Raw genomic sequence first — 19,694 nt, 5'->3', positions numbered from 1 at the left:
CCTGCCATGGTTACGCCCCCGCGATCAAAGATGAGTAGTGGCCGATGAGTGCGTCACGCCACTCCTCCGGAGAGGTCGCCAGTTGTGCCGCTCGAAGAAAGGCCTTTTCGCTCATCGCCTGGATGTCAGCGCTGGACATATCGGCCAGATGCCGCAGCTTTCGCGAAAAAACGGAAATGTCAGATGTGTCGCACGCAAGGGCTATTCCGGCCGAGACCATTTCGCTGGCAAGATAGGCCTTGTCAGACAGCAGAACGGGAATGCCGCTTTGCGAGGCCTCGACTGCGACAAGACCGAAAGGTTCCGGATATCGTGTCGGCATAAGCAATGCCCGCGCGCCGCGAATACGATCAGCAATCTGATCATGAGTTTGCCAACCGAGAAGCTCCACACCAGAGCCCTGGCGCGAAAGTTGCTCCCTGAGCGGCCCATCGCCGATGATCGTCAACCGCACACCTGCAGCCGCGGCGGCTTCGACGGCGTCCTCTACGCCCTTCTCAGGCTCCAGCCGCCCGATAAAGAAGAACTCCGTGTTCTCTTCGGCACGGACACGCTCGCTACGGTAAGGGACAACGGGATTGCGCAGCGTGTGAAGCATTTCCGGCGGATACGCGGCTCTCTCGAAGGAGGGCGCCATCTTCTCATGCAGGAGAATCACGCGCGTTGCGGATGCCCCTTTGCTCAGTAGAAGCGAACGCAGCCGCGCAGACCTGCCGACGCGCCAGATCTTCTGTGCGTAGCTTCGCTTATCGCAATTGCAGGTCACGCATCCAAAACCGAGAGGCGCGCGCGCGCAAGCCGATTGGCGCTGATAGTCATAGAAAGCGCCGTTGGGACAGGCGAGAAAGAAATCATGCGCGTGGAGGATGCTTCGGCTGGAGACATGTTGGAGCGCGGAGAAAATTGCCGGCGACATGATCTTGGACCAGCCATGAACGTGATAAACCGTGCCTGCGGTGTCATTAGCCGCGATCCAGCCTTCAAGCATGGCCTTGGCGCCTCCATTGTGGAAACCCCTTGCCATGGCGCGGCCACGGGAACCGGTCAGGATATGCTCGCCACCGAGCGGCACGACGTCGACGCCAAGTGTTGTCAGATCCGGATTTATCCCGTCGTCCCCGCAGATGTAGGTCACTGGGATTCCCAGCTGCCGGAACAGTTTCACCGACAAAAGGGCAAGGCCAGTGCCTCCGCCTCGTGCGACCGAGAGATCGTTGATGACGACGAGACGATCAATGCTCGCCCTGCCCTCCCGCCCGGAGACAAGCTCTCGGCCATCATCCCGATGGATTGTTCTTCCGTAAGTTTCCAGCGTCGAGGTTGTGGCGGTCCGCTCGCTGCGGACCAGAGGCGATACCGTGGCGTAAGCCAAGGCCGGCACATCGGCATTCTCCGAGTAAGCCAGACCGCCATTCGGGCCATGTTCGACGCGTGCGATCATGGCTGCCTCACAAAACGTTGCACGCGGCGTTCGTTTCCAAACCCAGCCATCGCTGCAAGACCCAGGCTATCCATCATTTTCAGAGTGAGCAGAGGGCCGCATATGCCGATCACCGTCCCCGAAAAAAGGTGCAACGCCGCCCCGTCGATGCCGATATGGCTGAGCGCCATACGCGTGCCGCTGACGAAGGGAACGTGCATGCAGAAAATTGCCAGTGTCTCTTTCGAGATCGTCATGACCGGGGCGGGAACGAGCCAGTTCCTGAGGTTCACAGCAAGGTAGCAGATGCAAAGAACCGCACCGCTTGCGCTTAGGGCCGCGAGCGTTCCGAGGGACGAATGATAGGAAAATTGAAACGCGACCAGCGCCCAGACAGCCACGAGAAAGCATGTAGCCAAGAATGCTGTTGCAATAGCGATATGCCTGCCGAATTGCGCATCTGCGACGAGCGCTCTTCTGTCCCTTAGCACAGCCGGCGCAAGGAAAATTCCAACTGCAAAGTAAAGCTGATGCTCTGCAAACCTGACAAACTGCAGCCCCATACCGGCCTGCTGGTTGCTCAGAAACAGCAGATAGGCGACATGCAGCACCAACGACCAGAACAGCAGCTGACCGGGCGTGCAGTGCCGGTATTCAATAGTGAGACCCGAGACTGCCATGCACAATAGCAGCGTGTACAAGAACCAGAAGATGCTGACCGGCTGTAACGGCAGGAGCAAAATGCTGATGAACGCATCGGTTGGACTGACCGGTGTATTGGCGAGGTTCGCCGCAAGAACAATCAGTCCCAGCAAAACAATGGACCATATCAGGCAGGGCTGCAGGAGCCGGGTTGTCCGCACTTTCCAAGTCAGCAAAAACGGCCGCCGCTCTATCGACTGCGCAAAGAGCAGCCCTGAGATCAGGAAAAAGAGCGGAATATGGAAGCTGTAAACCACAAGATCGAAGTCTCGCGCGGCTTCTCCTGCCATGATTCCGGCCGCGGCCAGACCGCGTTCAGTGTGGCCAGCAACGACCAGCACGAGAGCAACAGCCCGCGCAACATCGATCCAGGCTTGGCGCGGCGCATGCGCTGACGCACCGCCGGCGAGGGACGGCATATCAGCAGATCGCATATTCATAGAGCGCTCGCGGGTTGGTAATGGTGATCGCACCGGGCGAAAGATCGACTATTCGGCTGCGCTCCCACTCCCTCAGGCACCTGTTGACCTTCTCGCGCGATGCCGGAAGCATCGACGCCAATTCATGCTGCGAGATGTTAATTGTCGCGGCCATCCGGCCGCATTGGCTTTCGGCGGAATAGAGCCTGAGCAGCGCGTTTGCCAAACGAGAGGATATACTGACCGACGCCAGGCAAACCAGGCGATCCTCCAGGTCCTTGATACGCTCCACCACGTAATAAAGTACGTTCGCGCTAACTTCTGGATCGGATGCGATCGCCTCTCTGAGGATCTTGGCGTCAAGTGCCCAAATCTCGCAGGCCGTCAGCGCGTGCGCCTCAAAGGACGGTTTCGTGCGTCGCAAAACGTCGATCTCGCCAAACACGCTGCCGGGAGCTGGGGTATCGACGACGAATTCCCGGCCATCCATGAGGTACGTCAGAATTTTAACGACGCCACTATGTATTACTAATATATAATTTGCCGACTTATCTCCTTGCGAGATGATGTCGCCTTTATCATAAAATTTAACTGTCTTTGTTCTCAGAAGTTTTTCGGTGAGTTCTTTCCCAAGAATGGAAAGATAATCGCCTTTTTTCCTTCTATAGTATCCATCGATACTTTGGTCTGCATTTAACATAGCAAACTCCTACAATATATTGAGCTGGATCAGGATCCTGCCCCCTAGTATCTCCTCTAGTATTTTTGTTTTTGTATTTTTTGCATTGCAGTAATTTTTCTCACTATGGCGAAAAAATGCTGCTCTGCATATGACCATGGTCACAGACAGCCAGGCTTAAATATCGTTTCCTGCATTTAAAGGTGACCAGTTATTTTAAAAAATAGGGGGTTTCGAGTGAATAAATATCTTCGGAAAAATCCCACACTTGAATCAAGAACAAGTGTCTTTAATGTTAAAGAATCAAGGGTATCTGCTGTAAATAATGTAGCGACAGCCTTTGCACCTAGAAGAATATACAAAAGATCCTTAGACGTTGCGGCGTCATGCGTTACGATAGTACTGCTATCACCGGTTCTCGCCTCGGTTGCCATAATGGTAAAGATTTGTGATGGCGGCCCGGTATTTTTCCGGCACCGGCGCATTGGATTCGGCGGGCAGACGTTCGAATGCCTGAAATTCAGAACAATGAAAATCGATGCTGAGCTGCGTCTCCAAGAGTGGCTCGTTAAAAATCCCGTTGCGGCCGAAGAATGGAGCGCGACGCAAAAATTGAAGAATGATCCACGCCTCACGCCGATCGGAAAGTCTCTGCGGCGGTCCAGTCTCGACGAGCTGCCCCAGCTTTTCAACATTCTTCGCGGCGACATGAGTCTGGTCGGCCCCCGGCCCGTGGTGGCCGAAGAGGTCCCTCGCTATGGCCGGGAAATCGCCCACTATTACTCGGTAAGGCCAGGCCTGACCGGCGCCTGGCAAGTCAGCGGCAGAAACGATGTGTCCTATGCAGAGCGCGTCCGGCTGGACACTGAGTACTGCACGACGTGGTCGTTTACAAAAGATCTGGCGATCATGTTGAAAACGGTGCCAGTTCTGTTTTCTGGGCGGGGTTCGTACTGAGCGTTTAATTTCATTGAGCGCCGGAGCCCCATGGGGCGTCCGGCCTAACGACAGGCCATACAATGATCGTAGAGCCTATTGGTATCCTCCTCGCCGTCGCCGGCATCTATACGATGACCGCAGGCCTTACGGCTGGAATGTACTTTCTCTGCGTCTGCACGCTCCTCGGGGCCGCGGCGGCGTTGATCCTGCCTGCCCTCGGCGGCGCCAACATCCAGCCATCCCACTTTGCCTTACTTTTCCTCACCGCCGCTGTCGCCTTGCGCCCAAGGTCGCTTGCGGCAGCGCTGTCTTCCTTGAGCTATCCGGGGCCAGGGTTCTGGTTCACGCTTTTCGTGTTCTATAGTGTTTTGACGGCGCTGTTCCTGCCACGGATTTTTGCTGGCGCAACGATCGTCTATTCCCTCGCCCGCACCAACGAAATGCACCGGATCCTGAGTACGCCTCTCGCGGCCACCACAACCAATCTCACGCAGTCCATCTACATGATCGGCAGCTTCTGTTGCTTTGCGATTGTGGCAGGCTTTGGCCGTCTGGGCGGAATGGCAATTGTGGCGCAAGCCCTGATTGTCACCAGCGCCATCTGTGTCTTCTTTGCAATCGCCGACCTTGTGACATACGCCACCAACACCGCCGATCTTCTCTCCGTCATTCGCAACGCCAATTACCGTATGCTCAACGACGGGGATATCGAGGGCTTCAAACGGATCGTCGGCTCATTTCCGGAGGCCGGGGCGTTTGGTTACGCCGCATTGGCCCTGTTTGCCTTCGTGCTGATGCTTGGCATCGAGGGTTTTCCAGGGCGTTTTCTGGGAACGATCATCGGCGCGCTGGGGACCGCGCTCTTGCTGTGCACCTCGACCACAGCTTATGCCGCAAGCGCCGTTACAGGCATCCTCGTCCTGTCTTTCTGCATTGCCCGTATTCTCAGAAACAATGCCACATCCCGTCATCTGACTTACGTTGTTGCGTGCCTCTTCGCGCTGCCGCTTCTTGTCATGACGATCATGCTGATCCCGTCGGTCTCGGAGAGCATCAGCAACCTCATTCACGCGACAGTGACAACCAAACTGGAATCATCCTCCGGTGAGGAGCGGATGCGCTGGAATGCACAAGCGCTGAGCTCTTTCCTCGACACGAGCGGAATGGGCGCCGGTGTTGGCAGCATAAGGGCCTCGAGCCTCGTGGTTGCTCTCCTCGCCAATGTTGGCATTCCCGGTACGCTCCTCTTCTTCATCTTCCTGGCAAGCCTCATCCGATCGGTGCTCCGGCGCAACGCCGACGGCGGCATCGAACAGAAGGTGGGACTTGCAGCAATGTTTTCGTGCATCGCGCAGGTTACAGCCGCGTCCATTTCCGCTGGCGCAATCGATCTTGGTCCGTTGTTCGCAATCACAGCCGGGCTATCAGTCGCCTATGCGCTGGGGCCATTGCAAGCACCCGCGGTTGCGCTGGGGGCACCCTTCCTCGCATCGCCGCGCCTGAATGCGCGCGTCAGAGGGTTTGCTTCCGCTAACAACCAGCTCTCGTTGAGCCGAGCGGCTTTCATGTCCGGCAATGGAGGGCATTGTGATGTATAACCCACCAGTCTCGCTTGCCTATCCTGCCTCATCCGGGCCTGCGGCTCGTGAAAAGCCGCTGGATATACGCCAGCTTTTTCGCTTCCTTTTGTCGAACGGTCTTCTGATCAGTGCCCTGACCGCGCTTTTCGTTGCGATTGCGGTCATCTACGTCAGCATCACCCCGCCAACCTATGTCTCCAGTGCCCAGCTTATGCTGGAGTCGCAGAAAGCAACGGCGGCGGATGCCCAGCGCACACTTGCCGAAGAATCCCTGGTTGAAGGTCAGATGGAAATCATGAAGTCGGGCGGCGTCCTGACGGCAGTGGTCGACAGCATGGACCTCTCATCGGATGCTGAGTTTCAATCAGACCACCTACCGATCGCCGATACTGTCCGTTCCATGCTTTCCGATCATGCAAGCACAAGTGAAACCGCAGGAACAACGGACCCTTCGCCGGAAGACGCGCAGGATAATTACACGATCGCCACACTCCGGAGCCGACTGTGGATTCGTCGGGTCGGCCAATCCACAGTCATCGAGATCTCGGCAGCGTCCAGCGACCCGCGCAAAGCGGCGCTGATCGCAAATGCCGTGTCAGAACAGTATATTGCACAGAATGTGCAAATGAAATCGCAGGCCGCTTTACAGTCCAGCGAATGGCTTGCCCAGCGTGTCGCCAACTTGCAGGAAGCGGTCTTTGACGCCGACCGTGCGGTCATGAAGTTCCAATCCTCCGGCGAGCCTGGGAGCCAATTCAAGCTTACCGAACTGAAAAGCGTGGCAGAGACCCAGCACCGGCTCTACGAGACCTATCTGCAAAGCTGGTCAGAGGCCAAGCAGCGTATTTCCTACCCCGTTTCCGACGCGACTTTTGTTTCCCGGGCGACTGTGCCCGTTGCAAAAAGTCAGCCGAAGAGCCTGCTCCTGATCGCATTCGCGCTGATCCTCGGACTGACGGCTGGCGTCGTGGTCGCAATCGCACGGCATTTCGGCAACCGTCTCATTACCTCGGCGCACCGCATAACAACAGAGATCGACGTTCCCTGCATTGGTGAGGTGGCGCAGGCAAATCGCGGCAAGGCAAAGCAAAAAGCCTCTCAGGTCGAGTTGCTGCAAACCGGTGACCTTGCGGGTAAACCTGACACACGAGAATGGTTTGATCGTGATATGCGCGACCTCAGAGCAACGCTGGGCGGACTGCGCCGCAGCAGGAAAGCCAATCTAATCGGTCTCGTTGGAACGGAAGCCAAGGCCGGCGCGACCACGCTCGCCTACAATCTTGCGCGCCTTGCAGCTGCCTCTGGCTCGAAGACACTGTTGATCGATGCCAGCGCGACCAACCCGACGCTCAGCCAGACTTTCGGCGAAGGACGCGCGGTGGGACTGATGGACGTGTTGAACGATCCGCGCGCATACACTGACTTCATCAGCCGGGTCGACAAGCGCTTCACCATTCTGCCAATCGGCAGTTTTCGTGACGTGACGCCCGGCGAGCGCATCGGATCCGAACGCATCGCGTTCAGCTTTGCAGATCTGAAGGAGCGCTTCGACCTCATTCTGGTCGATCTCCCCTCCATGCCCGAATCTTCTGATGCAAAGTCGATCGCTCCTCATCTGGATGGATCGCTCATCGTTGCCCGCTACGGCCGGTCTTCCTTCGATACCCTTGCCGAGATCGTCAACGCATTGCGTGAAGTGGGCGCCGATATTCTCGGTGTCGTTCTCAATGGAAGTCCACACCGCAAAAACTGAAGGAGAAGCAGCATCATGAGCCTTGTCCAATTGCGCAACCACCCGGAACTGAAAGACCGCTTGAGAAAAACGCTGCAGTCCGTCGGATATGAGACGGATGACTGGGTCCGCGTCGTGATGTACCGCGATTCATTCGCGTTCATTCACACTCTCGGTCCGGAAAAGCTCGATACGCTTGAAATTTCCGGTGGCGTTCAATGGCGCCGCGAATTCAAGTTCAGATCCTACCGTACAACCGAATATCCAGGCTTCGACATCTGCAGCCAAGCGCTACCCCAGCAGTTCGATCTGATCATTGCCGACCAGATTTTTGAACACCTGAAATGGCCGATGCGCGCAGCGCGCAACGTCTACACCATGCTCCGGCCAGGCGGCTATTTCGTCATCGCCACACCGTTCCTGCTGCGCGTTCACGCCTCCCCGATCGATTGCAACCGTTGGACGGAAACAGGCCTCTCTTGCCTGCTGCAGGAAGCCGGATTTGCCGAGGAGGACATTACGACCAACTCATGGGGCAATCGCAGCTGTGTGCTGGCGAACTTCAACCGCTGGCAGAAGGCCGGCTTCATGGGGTCACTGAAGAACGAGCCGAATTTCCCGGTCATGGTTTGGGCCTTCGCCCGCAAACCACTGCATAGCACGGAGCAATAGGTATGGCACTGGCGCGAAGATCGGCAGGAAGGGAGCATAACGGAGACCTGCGGATCGGCGTCGCCATTGCGACGGCCAACCGGCCCGAGGTCGTGCGCGAGACCGTTGGACTGATAGCGCGGCAGAGCCGCAAGCCGGACGCCATTCTCGTTTGCTCGCCTGGGGAAGAAGATGTTGTGGGCCTCAAAGAGTTCCATCCGGACGTCGTTCACATCATCGGTCCACGCGGGTTGCCGCATCAGCGCAACCGGCTTATCGAAGCGGCAGGAGACTTCGATCTTCTCCTGTTTCTCGATGACGATTTCATCATGGCGGACAAGTATCTTGGCGAAGTCGAAGAGGTGTTTCGCGAGCATCCTGATATCGTCTTGACCACCGGCCGCGTCGTCGCCGACGGCATCATCGGGCCTGGGATATCATTTGAAGAAGCGCGGCGCCGCCTCTCGCTTCCGACGGCGTGGTCCATCGCCCGGCTTGCCGACGTCTATAATGGTTACGGCTGCAACATGGCGATCCGGCTCGAAACCGTCCGGACAAATGCGCTGAAATTCGATGAGGAATTGCCCCTCTACGCCTGGCTGGAGGATGTCGATTTTAGCCGCAGCCTGGCGCCTTTTGGGCGCTTGGTGCGCACCGAGCGCGCTTATGGCGTTCACCTCGGGGTGAAGTCGGGGCGGCAACCCGGCGTACGGCTAGGCTACTCCCAGATCGCCAACCCCTGCTACCTCATCGCCAAAGGCACCTGCTCCTGGAGAAAAGGCCTCCACCATATCGGCAGAAATTTCGCCGCCAATCTCTACGGCACATGTCGCGGCGAACGGTCGGTCGATCGGCCCGGCCGGCTTCTCGGCAATCTGAAGGCCATCATGGATCTGTTCACGCAACGCCTCGCGCCGTCTCGCGCGCTCAGGCTTTAGGAGAACGGTGATGAAGCTGGGCTGCAGGTGGATCGCTTCGGTTTTCAGGGCCATAGAACTGCCAGGCAGTGAACGCACACGCCCTTTCGTCGCACATCCGGCACGGCACGGAGGATGCGATGCGTAAGCTTGCCGCACTTCAGGTCCTGCGTGGGATTGCCGCCAGCCTTGTCGTTGTCGATCACAGCATCCTGCGCCACGTGGAATGGGCAGATTATCCACCGATCGTGAAGATCGCGGCACCCTATAGCGGCACCCTCGGTGTCGCAGTCTTCTTCGTCATCAGCGGCTTCATCATGATGCACACTGCGGGCGATCAGTTCGGGAAGAACGGGGCTGCGCTGGCTTTCCTGCGCAAGCGGATCATGCGGATCGTCCCTCTGTATTGGACAGCCACCGCCCTGGAGGTGGCGCTGCGGCTGCATAAGGGCGGCACGATTGATCCGCAGGAGCTTCTGGCATCGCTGTTCTTCATTCCAGTGCCGGTCGCACCGGGAGACTACATGCGCCCGCTTCTCGGGGTCGGCTGGACGCTCAACTACGAAATGTTCTTCTACTGCATTTTCGCTTTGGCCTTGCTTTTCAGACGACAGGCGGGTCTGATTGTGCTGTTTTCGGCGATGGCCGGGCTTGTCGCCGCCGGCGCGCTTTACAAGCCGCTTGCGGATACGTCGCCACCCCACACCGTTTTCACGTTCTGGACCGATCCGATCATCCTGCTGTTTGCTGCCGGCGTCGCAATCGGTCTTTTCGCCGAAACCGTGCGTGGACGGGTGAAGAGCAGGCATGCCATCCCGGTCGCAGTTGTCCTGCTTTCCGCATGGGCCACAGTCTTCCTCGGTACAGGCGGAGCCTATCCGATCCCGCTGGCTTGGCAACTGGGCGGCTGGGCACTCTGCATTCTTTCGGTGGCCTTATGCGTGCTTGAAAAACCCGCACGGGCAAATCTGGCGCAACGGGTTGGAACGCAGCTCGGCGACATCTCCTACGCGCTGTATCTGTTCCATTTCTTCGCGATCGTCGCTGCGGAAAAGATCTGGTGGCTGTTCTTCGGCAGATATCCTTCCATCCTCTTTGTCGCTGCCGCCTATCTTGCGTCCGTGGCTGCAGCATATGCCATTCATCACCTGTTCGAGGTGAATGTCATCCGGCTTTTCAACCCACGCGCCAATCGGCCGGAGACTGCACTTCGCAATCAGGACCCAAACTCCGATGCAACCCCACTTCAACCCGCGCCGACGCTGCAAAAGCCTGCGCACCTCTACGGGAGAAAGTAACATGCGTCACGCAACCTGGAGCGCAATCCATGGAAACGAAGCCGCCATGCGTCTTTATCGATCCTATCGCCATCTCCCCGAGCCGATACGCGCACCCGCTCGCTGGGTAGTGGCACCGATATGGCAAACTGCCTGCGCACTTGTCAGACGGCGAACCGGCGATGAGGTGCTCACAGGACCGTTCCAGGGAATGAAGCTCCACCTGAGCCCTGTCTCAAGCCGGCATCTTCTCGGCTATCTGCTCGGCACACAGGAGCTGGAACTGCATCCCATCATCGAAGCCGTCATACAGAGCGGGTATCGGTCCGTGATCAATGTTGGCGTTGCCGATGGATACTATGCAATCGGCTTCGCGCGCCGCATGCCGGCAACACACGTCATCGGCTTTGAAGGCCTGCCCGAGCATCACGAACCCTTTTGGCGCACCGCTAGAACCAATGGCGTTGCCGACCGCATCACGATGCACGGATTTTGCGACATCGCGGACCTGCAGAAGGCGCTTGCCGAAACCAACTCACGCTCGCTCGTCCTTTGCGACATCGAAGGCGGGGAAAAGGTCCTTCTCGACAACGAGAAGATTCCCGAGCTCAACCATGCGGACATTCTGGTCGAAACCCATGATGGGCTTGTCGCCGGTTGCAGCAAGACATTGCTCCAGCGCTTCAGTGAAACCCATGACATCACGTCGATTTACGCGCGCCCACGTGCGGCCCGGGATTTCCCGGCAAAAAAACTGCCCGTGATCGCCAAATGGCTGCCTCGCACCGCGGTCGAACTGATGAACGAGCGGCGGACCGGCGTCCAGGAGTGGCTTTTCATGACGTCGCGCCAGCCGGCAAACAAGGAAGCTTCATCATGAGTCTCCTGCTTGCCAGCGGAACACCACACCTGCCGCAACTGTTTGGCGGACTGGAAATCAACACGCACCAGATTGCGCTTGAACTGAACGGTCGCGGTCACAGGACCGCCGTTCTTTCCAAGCTCTCATTGCGGGATTTCTTCGGTGCGGCGCTGTTCGTGGCAAGCCGGGCGCGCCTGAGCGAAATCTCGGTCGATCGAACACTTGGCTATGACGTCTATCGCTCTTTGAAGCCTTGGAAGGATTTGCGGGGCCTTACACTTCCCAAGGTCGTGGTCGTGCAAAACGGCAATATGGTGCAGATGGCGCGCACGTTCCGCGACCGGGACATTTCGAGCGTGGCGTATCTCCACGGCCTTGAATTCGATACCGGTCCCCGTGCCTGGCTTGAAACGGAGAGCGAGCTTCCGTTTTCTGCCTACATCGCCAATTCGAGCTATACCGCGGCACGCTTCAAGTCGAAATTCGGCATCGAGCCCGCGGTTATCCCGCCTATCTTCCGGCCGGAACAGTATCGGACGCCTGGAAACGGCAAATATGTGACGTTCATCAATCCCGTGCCGGTCAAAGGTTTAAATCTCGCGCTTGCCATTGCGGAATTAAGCCCCGGCATTCCATTCCTGTTCGTTCGCGGCTGGCCACTTTCCTCAAAGGCAGAAGCGCAATTGAACCGCCACCTCACGCGGCTCCCCAATGTTCGCCTGGTTGAGCGAAGCGATGACATGAGGCGTGTCTATGCCGAAACCCGCGTTCTTCTTGTTCCCAGCCAATGGGACGAAACCTGGGGCAGAGTTGTCAGCGAAGCACAGTTCAGCGGGATACCAGTCCTCTCAAGCGATAGTGGAGGCTTGCCGGAATCGGTCGGTCCTGGCGGTGTGCTTTTGCGCCGCGACGACCCCGCGGAAGTGTGGGCAGAACAGCTACGCTGCCTATGGAGCGATCCGGCGCTCTACAACATGAAACGGGAGGCGACCCTTTCGCATGCAGGCCGCCCGGCGCTCGATATCGACTATCAGATGGACCAGCTAGTCGCCATCACTGGGACAGCAGCAGCATGACGCGCTCATCCCGCATGCAGGCATTCGCCGGTCCACCTCCGGGTATCTGCTCAATCCGGTGGCAAAGACCAGACGCGAACATAATCGACCTCCATGACCGAAGGATTTGGCGTTTTGTCGATCGGCCATCCGGCACCAAGCCCAAGATCGATCAGGATCGTAAAAGGATGCTCCAGTTCGCGCGGGGTTTCGATAGACCAGACTTCCTTCCTGTCCAGGAAGTATTTTATCCGATCTTCCTGCACGGCAACGCCGTAGGTATGGAAATCCGAGGAAAGTGCTCCGGCAACGACCGGCACACTCTGGTGAAAGCTCTTGCTGAGAGCCGGTGTCTTGCGGTCCCAGATATGAAGCGAGGCGCTGTATCGGTCGGGAGCGTGACCGTAATGCTCAACCACATCAACTTCGATGGCTTTTTCTGCTCCGCGGCTGGTGAGCCAGAACGCAGGCCAAACGCCGTCTCCGGCGGGAAAACGGGCGCGCATCTCGAAGTAGCCGTAGCGCTGCTTGAAACCGTCTCCATTCCCATCCGTCGAAGCGAGCAGACCGGATTTCCATTGTCCATCGGCAGACTTTCGTGCCTCGATCTTAAGCACCCCGTTTTTGACGGTAAAGGGAAAGTCGGGACCCGGGTCAGTGAACTTGGCATCACCGAAATCTCCGTTCCACGGCGTGTGCGCCGTCCAGCGGGTGCCAGGTCCTCTGGCGGAAACATCGAGCCAATCAAAATTCTCGTTGAAATCCAGAATGAAGGCGTCGGGATCAATCACTTCCGCTCGTAGGGACGACGCCGGCTGAAAAAAAGCCGTGGCAGCCAATACGGCCATCCCGATACAATGCATTTTCTGGGAAATCTTGAAAGAATAAGCCATTTAAACAATCTCCGCATCGTAAATGCGTAATCAATAATGTAAATTTGAAATTTAATCAAATATAAATAGATTAAATTTTGATGGTGAAAATAGAAAAGGTAGCGATGTGAACAATTTTGCAAGCAACTCTCTGTTTTCCGCTGCAGCTGGACTTGCAACTGTGTTCGCGAGTTTTGTGAGTGGTGTGATTGTTGCAAACTTGCTGGGCGTTCACGGATCCGGGATGGTTGCTTTTGCAATATGGATCGCGGCAATGATCGCCCCAATTATCGATGGTGGAACAGCCTTGAGCGTCGGACGGTTCCCCGCCGAGTTGCGGGGGCAGGACAACAAGGCCGCCGCCCACGCATTGCCCACCGTTTTGGCAAAGCGCCTCCTGCTCTATCACCTGTTCGGCATCGCGTCCCTCGCGGCATTCTATTGGATCTGGACGGATACCTCTCTCGTCTCCCAAGGCCAGTCCGGGCGTGATTTCACCGCCGGCGTTCCGCTGATGATCATCCTCGTTGTCGCCGCGCTGACCTCGCTTCAGTCCTTCGCGCTGTTTGCAACCGCGCACCTGCGCAGCTCCCACAGGTTCCACACGCTCGCGACCCTCGCCTCGGTGTCGATGATCACACAAATCGGTGCCGTCTATGCCGGCGCACATTTCTATGGCGTCATCGGCGCACTTGCCGGTTACGCGGCCGGACAAGTCTGCCTCGCGGCAGCCACGCTCTCCCTCATTGGGCGCTCCGCAAAGGTATCGCCTTCCCTCACCAGCGAGGTATGGCGATACGGGCGGTTTTCCTGGGCGGCCAATGTCTGCAACACCTTCGTTTGGTCGCGCATCGAAATCCTGTTCCTTCAGGTCTTCTGGAGCTACCGGGAGGTTGGCTGGTTCAGTGTCGCGCTGGCACTTTCGGGCCTTGCTTCACAAGGACCACTTCTCCTGACCGGCGCGTTCCTGCCCATGCTGGCGCAAAAACACGGGCAAGATGACAAGGCCGGATTGCAAGCAGCTTTCACCAAAGGAACACGCCTGTTGGCAACGCTTGCCCTTCCAACTTGCCTTGGAATGGCGGCTGTCGTCCCAGGTCTCGTGACCCTCCTCTATGGCCCGGAATTCGAACCCGCCGTCCCGGCAGCGATGATCATTGTGACAGCCGCCGCCTTCACGATTACGACGGTCATCGGCTCACATCTCGTCAACGCACTGGGGCGCAGCGATTTCATTTTCTTTTCGTCGCTTTCCGGCGCCTTGCTGTCGGCAATCTTCGGCTTCCTGCTGATCCCGGTTTTTGGCCTGGTCGGGGCGGCAATCTCGCGTGCCATCGTTCAACTTGCCATGGTCGCAATCGGTCTCTGGTTCATCACCACGCGGCTCGGATTCAGGTTTCCGTTTGGTGCTTTCCTGCGCATTCTTCTCGCGTCGCTCGCCGCTGCGGGGGCCGCATTTGTGACTATCGGCGCTATAGGCCACCTGCCGGGACTGTTTGCGGCCGTTGCGCTGGCTGCTCTCACCTACGTCCTTTGCCTCCGGCTGTTTGGTGCAACACATGCAGACGACATCGCTCTGGCGCGCCGCTTGAGCGCATCTTTCCCCCAGCCGATTGCACGAATGGCCGACATCGTTCTGTCTTTCATCCACCCGCGATCCACCGGGCCCCTGATCATCACGACCACGAGGTGAAACCATGCGCAACAGAAATTTACGAACCGGCCATCTTGTCCTTCTGCTGACGTTTGTGACGGCAAACCTCGCTCTGTTGTTCCCGGCGGTAGCCGATCCGTACCGGCTTGTTACGCAGGACCGGATAGCGTTGCGCGTTGTCGAATGGCGTTCAGGCGAGGCCGAAATCAAGGACTGGAACGTCCTGAATGGCACTTTCATGATCAATGACGATGGCGCCATATCGATCCCGCTCGTTGGCGAAGTCACGGCTGCCGGGTTGACGACAAAGGAGCTGTCGGCCCGGATCGCAATCCTTCTGCAACAGAGTGCCGGTCTGGCCAACACGCCGTCGGCAGCCGTGGAGATTGCGCAATATGGACCGATCTATATCGCCGGCGCCGTAGACAAGCCCGGACAGTATCCTTTCAGCCCTGATCTGACGGTGATGAAGGCGATAAGCCTCGCAGGCGGTTTCGAGCGCGAGCAAGACTCTTCAGGCTCCCGGCTGGAGCGCGACCGGATCCAGGCTGCGGGAACGCTCGGCGGCGCCGAACTTGACTACAACGGCCTGCTGATGCGCCGGACACGCCTAAAGGCCGAAAAAGAGGGAAAGCCGGATTTCGAGACACCCGAAGATTTGCGCGGCGTAGACGGTGCCGAAGCCATCCACGCAGAGGAACTTGATCTCATGAAGCTGCGCCGCGTTGAGCTTGAAAGCAAGATTGCCGCCGCGAAAGGCATCGGCGATCTCTATACGCACGAGATCGAAACGCTGCAGAACAAGATCAGCGCCCAACAGCGCCAGGTCGAGTTGGTGAAGAAAGAGCTGTCCAGCATCAACTCCCTCGTCGACAAAGGTCTTATTCAGAGCTCTCGACGCCTTTCGCTTGACCGGGATGAAACCGACGCGGAAACCAAGCTTTTGGACCTCGACTTCCAGCTGATCCGCGCACGCCAGCTTCTGGAAGAAAACAAGCGCGATGCCGAAGAACTCGTCAATTCGATGAACTCGCAAATCCAGACGGAACTGAACGAAGTCGTGCGGGATATCGCCAAAGCCGATCTTCAAACAAAGGTCGCTCGCCTGCTTATCGAGGAAACCGCCTACGAGAAGCAACGCCAACTGCTTGATGAAAAGGACGGTGACGACGCCATCCGGTTTCAGATCGCGCGCCGCAGCGAAAACGGGGAAACGGTCCGGATCGAAGCCTCGGCCGATTCAAAGATCGAGCCACGCGACCTTGTGGAGGTGATCGCCGGCCCTTCGAACGGCTCGAAGCTGCGGGCGACAGTGCCAAGCACCACACAGCACGATCTCGCCTCCGCCAACAATCCGAAGAACTAGAAGGACGGTCTCTCTCAGCCATCCTTTTTGCGAAAGGAATCGATACGCTGCTGCAGTTTCGGGAAAGGCAAGAGAACACCGGCCACATAGGCAAGCTGCATTACCACGAACAATCCGGCGACCGGCACGAGTGAAACGAAGGGGGAGCCGGATTGATATGTCAGCACGCAGTAGATCAGGCTGACAACGACCGCAAAAATGAAAAATGCACCGATGCGCAAAACAAACGCAGCAGCAAAGGACACAAAGCCCGCCAAGATCAGTGCAAAAATCATCCTTCAATATCCTCGTTAAGCATACCGCATGTCAGCAGACATCGTTCCGGGAGAAGACATACCATAAAACCAAAATTGAAAGAGGGAGTCCCCCCGGAAATCCCCATGCGCCTGAATATCTATACTCGACCAATTTCGCAGCATACATGCCCATTTTTCATGTCTTCCAGCAGTTGTTACATTTCATAGACCGAATGGAGGCGCATCTGATGCAACATGCCGAGAATGAACCACGAGTGTATGATTACATCATCATGGGTTGCGGAATCTCTGCCTTGACTGCAGCAAAACATCTGCTGGCTAAAAATGCGATCCTGATCCTGGAAAGCTACGGCGTGCCGGGAGGCAACCATCAGTCTTATGTGATCGACGGGATGGAGTTCGATATCGGTGCTATCTGCTTCAATACCACCGACGAACAATTCAAGCATTTTCCGGAATTGCTGGACTCGTGTTTACCCAAGGCTGTCGACGTCAGGAAAATCTGCACCAATGGTTCCGTGGGCCAATACCCCTTCGACTGGAAAACGGAAGCGTCGTCGCTGACTTTGCGCGAACGCCTATCATGCCTTGCCAGCCTGCTGGCATGCCGCTTTCGCAAGGACAGGCAAGACGACGCTCGCAGCTATGCCCGGTCGCGAATTGGCGACTTTCTGTACCAGCGCGTCGGCCTCGACCTCTATATAAAGCGTCTATTCGGGGTCGATGCGGCAAATATCGATTACGATTTCGCGTTGAAACGCATGCAATGGCTTTCCCGCGAGACCTCGCTCAGTTTTCGCATTGGCAGGTTTGTCCGCAGACAGATGAAAAAAATCCCGTCGTGGGGCGAGACCGTGGTGAGACCGCCCGGGGGATTTGGCCGCTACTATGAAAAGGCTCTTTTCCGGTTAAGGGACCAGGGCGTCGAGTTTGTTCTCGACGAAAAGGCGCTGAAGATCGAAACCACAGCCGGCATCACGGCGGTGACCACGGCGAACAGGACGTATCTCGCCAAAAAGCTGATCTCGACGATCCCTTTGGATGAAGCGTCGGGTCTATGCGGGCTGCCTGAAACAAAACTGCCGACCGTAACGCTCCTCAGCCTGTTCGTGGCGCTACGCGGATCCTGGCTGCCGGGCTGCTCAATCCTCTATAATTTTCACAAACTCGGGAATTGGAAACGCATCACCGTTCATTCCGACTTTTATCCCGGCCCTGGTTCCTACGACAAGCACTGCACCGTCGAGATAACCGTCCCACCTGGGATGATGGCACCGGCACCGGCAGACGCATTTGCTGAGGTGGAAGCCCATCTTCGTGCCATGAAAATCATCGAGGGTGAATTTGTCCTGATCGGCAGCTCCGTACTCAGAAATGCTTACCCAATTCCGGAAAAGGGCTTCAAGGCACGCCGTGATGCGGCCATCGCCCGGCTGGCAGCCAAGGATGTGACTTGCCTGGGGCGGCAAGGCAAATTTGAGTATATCCCGCATTCGAATGTCGCCGCCAAGGAAACGATCACCACCTTGAACAAGGCGCTCGAACCGGCTGAATTGCCTCAGCAACGAGAGCCTGTAGTCGTTGAGTTGCGCACCGATTTGCCCCAGCTGACCGTCCCGACGTGACGTCCGTACGCCTAAAGCCGTGGTCAGCTTGATTGCGCATGTTCGTGGTGTTGCGGTGCAATATATGCTACCGTGCTTGATGACCTTCCGAGTGTCGGGCGCGCGATTTGCCCCGGAATTTGAAACTCTTTGGCGCGCGCCTTCATCATCTTTCATGACCTGTTTTGTTGCGAGGGAAACATGCCCGTACCAAACAATTATTCCGTTGTCTTTGCTGATGAATTCGATCGGCTGAGCATTGCCAACACGGCAACGGCAACGGCCAACTGGTACACAGCGCAGCCTTGGGGTGGCGGCTTTGGCAGCGCCCAGTTCCTGCCGGCGGGGGGCGCCAATTCTCCATTTTCGATCGTGCAGCAGGGAGGCCAGACTGCGCTGCAGATCGAAATGACGCGCAACGCTGCCGGCCAGCTCCAGAGCGGGCTGATCTCGAATACCTTTCCAGACGGAACGAGCACCACGCCCCAGGATGGCAATCCGTACGGGTACTACGAAATGCGCGCGTGGCTGCCCGCAGGCCAAGGAGTTTGGCCCAGCTTCTGGGCCAGCGAAAAGGAACGCCTCTCGGCAACGAGAGATCACGTGTTTGAAGTCGATGTTCTGGAGCAGCACGGCAGTGCAGTACCGGATCGATACGCCAGCATTCTGCACGACTGGAATTGGAAAGGGACAGTGCTGGAAGGCCACACCAGCCAATACCATCACGACGTCGTCGGAACCGGCGTCATGACGACCGGATGGCATACATACGCCGTCGAAATCAAACCGGATGTGATGACATTCTCCTTCGATGGCCGTGTGCATTTTTCTGTTGCGACGCCAGCGGGCCTCGACACGGACCTGATGTTCATGATCAATCTGGCTGCGGGCGGCGGCTGGCCAATCGATCCAGCGCTCAATCATCAGAAGATGTATATCGACTATTTTCGCGCATGTGAATTGGACGATGCAGTCCCGATACCACCCGGCGTGCTCCTGGGCACGAGCGGCAACGACACGTTCCACATTTCTGCGCCCACAACGCAAATCAAGGAACAGCCCGCAGGCGGCTTCGATACCGTTTACGCCACTGTCTCCTACACATTGCCCGACAACGTCGAAAAGTTGCGATTTTCTGGTCTTGGCGCGCTCGACGCGACTGGAAACGGCGGGAGTAACCAGCTCTACGGGAATGGGGATGCCAATATCTTATCGGGTCTGGCGGGCGATGATTATCTCTACGGGGACGCCGGCAACGATGTTCTGCTCGGAGGGACCGGAAACGATAAGCTCTTTGGCGGAAACCAGAACGACCTGCTGATCGGTGGTCTTGGTATCGACCGGCTGGACGGCGAAGCGGGAGCTGACACGTTTCACTTTGATAGCGTCCCGGAAAGCCCCTATTCTGCACGGGACACCATCATCGGCTTTTCCGGCGCGGATGGAGATCGCGTTGATCTGAGTGCGATTGACGCCAACTCTCTCATCAGTGGAAATCAGGTTTTCAGCTTCATCGGCTCGAGCGCCTTTACTGCGGCAGGCCAGATCCACTTCAGCGACGGAGTGCTTTCGGCCGACGTCAATGGCGACAAGATCGCCGATTTCGGCGTCAACCTCGGCTCGTCATCTCTACAGTCCGGCTTTCTCATTCTTTGAGGATTTTCGTAGAACGTCGTCGGGGCAATATTGCGCAACAGGCTTTCGGCGG

17 protein-coding genes are annotated in these 19,694 nt (G+C 57.2%); 12 read left to right on the top strand and 5 right to left on the bottom strand.

Annotation, left to right across the window (positions count from 1 at the left end):
* Positions 1–10 precede the first annotated feature (10 nt).
* From R6X40_RS24620 to R6X40_RS24610, 3 genes are read right to left on the bottom strand one after another with little or no spacing between them, the layout of a single operon-like run.
* Complete coding sequence (locus tag R6X40_RS24620; RefSeq protein WP_318416969.1) at positions 11–1,441, bottom strand: glycosyltransferase family 4 protein; 1,431 nt, start codon at positions 1,439–1,441, stop codon at positions 11–13.
* Positions 1,438–2,562, bottom strand: coding sequence for an acyltransferase (locus R6X40_RS24615; protein ID WP_318416967.1), 1,125 nt, complete (start codon positions 2,560–2,562; stop codon positions 1,438–1,440). Before R6X40_RS24615 ends, R6X40_RS24620 begins: the two co-directional genes overlap by 4 nt.
* A complete protein-coding gene (locus tag R6X40_RS24610) occupies positions 2,543–3,241 on the bottom strand; it encodes a Crp/Fnr family transcriptional regulator (RefSeq protein WP_318416966.1) in 699 nt (232 codons plus the stop codon). The genes R6X40_RS24615 and R6X40_RS24610 overlap by 20 nt, the downstream gene beginning before the upstream one ends.
* A gap of 216 nt (positions 3,242–3,457) precedes the next feature.
* Between R6X40_RS24610 and R6X40_RS24605 the strand changes: the two genes are divergently transcribed.
* The 8 genes from R6X40_RS24605 (at position 3,458) to R6X40_RS24570 (ending at position 12,254) form a co-directional block, all read left to right on the top strand.
* Entirely contained in the window at positions 3,458–4,177 is a 720-nt protein-coding gene (locus R6X40_RS24605) for a sugar transferase (RefSeq protein WP_318416965.1), read from the top strand.
* Positions 4,178–4,239: 62 nt separating this feature from the next.
* The gene (locus R6X40_RS24600) at positions 4,240–5,757 is read left to right on the top strand and encodes a hypothetical protein (RefSeq protein ID WP_318416964.1); all 1,518 of its coding nucleotides are present in this window, start codon (positions 4,240–4,242) and stop codon (positions 5,755–5,757) included.
* On the top strand, positions 5,750–7,492 hold the full coding sequence (locus R6X40_RS24595) for a polysaccharide biosynthesis tyrosine autokinase (protein ID WP_318416962.1): 1,743 nt from the start codon (positions 5,750–5,752) through the stop codon (positions 7,490–7,492). Before R6X40_RS24600 ends, R6X40_RS24595 begins: the two co-directional genes overlap by 8 nt.
* A 15-nt stretch (positions 7,493–7,507) precedes the next feature.
* The gene (locus R6X40_RS24590; protein WP_318416960.1) at positions 7,508–8,143 is read left to right on the top strand and encodes a methyltransferase domain-containing protein; all 636 of its coding nucleotides are present in this window, start codon (positions 7,508–7,510) and stop codon (positions 8,141–8,143) included.
* Positions 8,144–8,145: 2 nt separating this feature from the next.
* The gene (locus R6X40_RS24585; RefSeq protein WP_318416958.1) at positions 8,146–9,060 is read left to right on the top strand and encodes a glycosyltransferase family 2 protein; all 915 of its coding nucleotides are present in this window, start codon (positions 8,146–8,148) and stop codon (positions 9,058–9,060) included.
* A gap of 119 nt (positions 9,061–9,179) precedes the next feature.
* Positions 9,180–10,337, top strand: a complete 1,158-nt coding sequence (locus tag R6X40_RS24580) for an acyltransferase (RefSeq protein WP_318416957.1) — start codon at positions 9,180–9,182, stop codon at positions 10,335–10,337.
* A 1-nt stretch (position 10,338) separates the two neighbouring features.
* Positions 10,339–11,196, top strand: coding sequence for a hypothetical protein (locus R6X40_RS24575; RefSeq protein ID WP_318416955.1), 858 nt, complete (start codon positions 10,339–10,341; stop codon positions 11,194–11,196).
* A complete protein-coding gene (locus R6X40_RS24570; protein ID WP_318416954.1) occupies positions 11,193–12,254 on the top strand; it encodes a glycosyltransferase in 1,062 nt (353 codons plus the stop codon). Before R6X40_RS24575 ends, R6X40_RS24570 begins: the two co-directional genes overlap by 4 nt.
* 50 nt (positions 12,255–12,304) lie before the next feature.
* Here R6X40_RS24570 and R6X40_RS24565 read toward each other — a convergent pair whose 3' ends face one another.
* Entirely contained in the window at positions 12,305–13,024 is a 720-nt protein-coding gene (locus tag R6X40_RS24565) for a glycoside hydrolase family 16 protein (RefSeq protein WP_318416952.1), read from the bottom strand.
* Positions 13,025–13,379: 355 nt separating this feature from the next.
* Here R6X40_RS24565 and R6X40_RS24560 point away from each other — a divergent pair, with 355 nt between their 5' ends.
* Both R6X40_RS24560 and R6X40_RS24555 read left to right on the top strand, forming a co-directional pair.
* Positions 13,380–14,798 (top strand): polysaccharide biosynthesis C-terminal domain-containing protein, encoded by a 1,419-nt coding sequence (locus R6X40_RS24560; protein WP_318416951.1) that lies wholly within the window; start codon positions 13,380–13,382, stop codon positions 14,796–14,798.
* Between the two features lie 4 nt (positions 14,799–14,802).
* The gene (locus tag R6X40_RS24555) at positions 14,803–16,125 is read left to right on the top strand and encodes a polysaccharide biosynthesis/export family protein (RefSeq protein WP_318416950.1); all 1,323 of its coding nucleotides are present in this window, start codon (positions 14,803–14,805) and stop codon (positions 16,123–16,125) included.
* Positions 16,126–16,139: 14 nt separating this feature from the next.
* On the opposite strand, the gene R6X40_RS24550 is transcribed toward R6X40_RS24555, so the two are convergent.
* The gene (locus R6X40_RS24550) at positions 16,140–16,400 is read right to left on the bottom strand and encodes a hypothetical protein (protein ID WP_318416948.1); all 261 of its coding nucleotides are present in this window, start codon (positions 16,398–16,400) and stop codon (positions 16,140–16,142) included.
* Positions 16,401–16,609: 209 nt separating this feature from the next.
* Here R6X40_RS24550 and R6X40_RS24545 point away from each other — a divergent pair, with 209 nt between their 5' ends.
* Both R6X40_RS24545 and R6X40_RS24540 read left to right on the top strand, forming a co-directional pair.
* The gene (locus tag R6X40_RS24545) at positions 16,610–18,007 is read left to right on the top strand and encodes an NAD(P)-binding protein (protein ID WP_318416946.1); all 1,398 of its coding nucleotides are present in this window, start codon (positions 16,610–16,612) and stop codon (positions 18,005–18,007) included.
* 180 nt (positions 18,008–18,187) lie between these two features.
* Positions 18,188–19,642: a family 16 glycosylhydrolase gene (locus R6X40_RS24540; RefSeq protein WP_318416944.1), complete on the top strand. Its 1,455-nt coding sequence runs from the start codon at positions 18,188–18,190 to the stop codon at positions 19,640–19,642.
* Positions 19,643–19,694 lie beyond the last annotated feature (52 nt).

Origin of the sequence: Rhizobium sp. PL01, from assembly GCF_033447125.1 — a bacterium.
Lineage (GTDB): Bacteria > Pseudomonadota > Alphaproteobacteria > Rhizobiales > Rhizobiaceae > Pararhizobium.
This window is presented reverse-complemented; position numbering and strand designations above follow the sequence as displayed.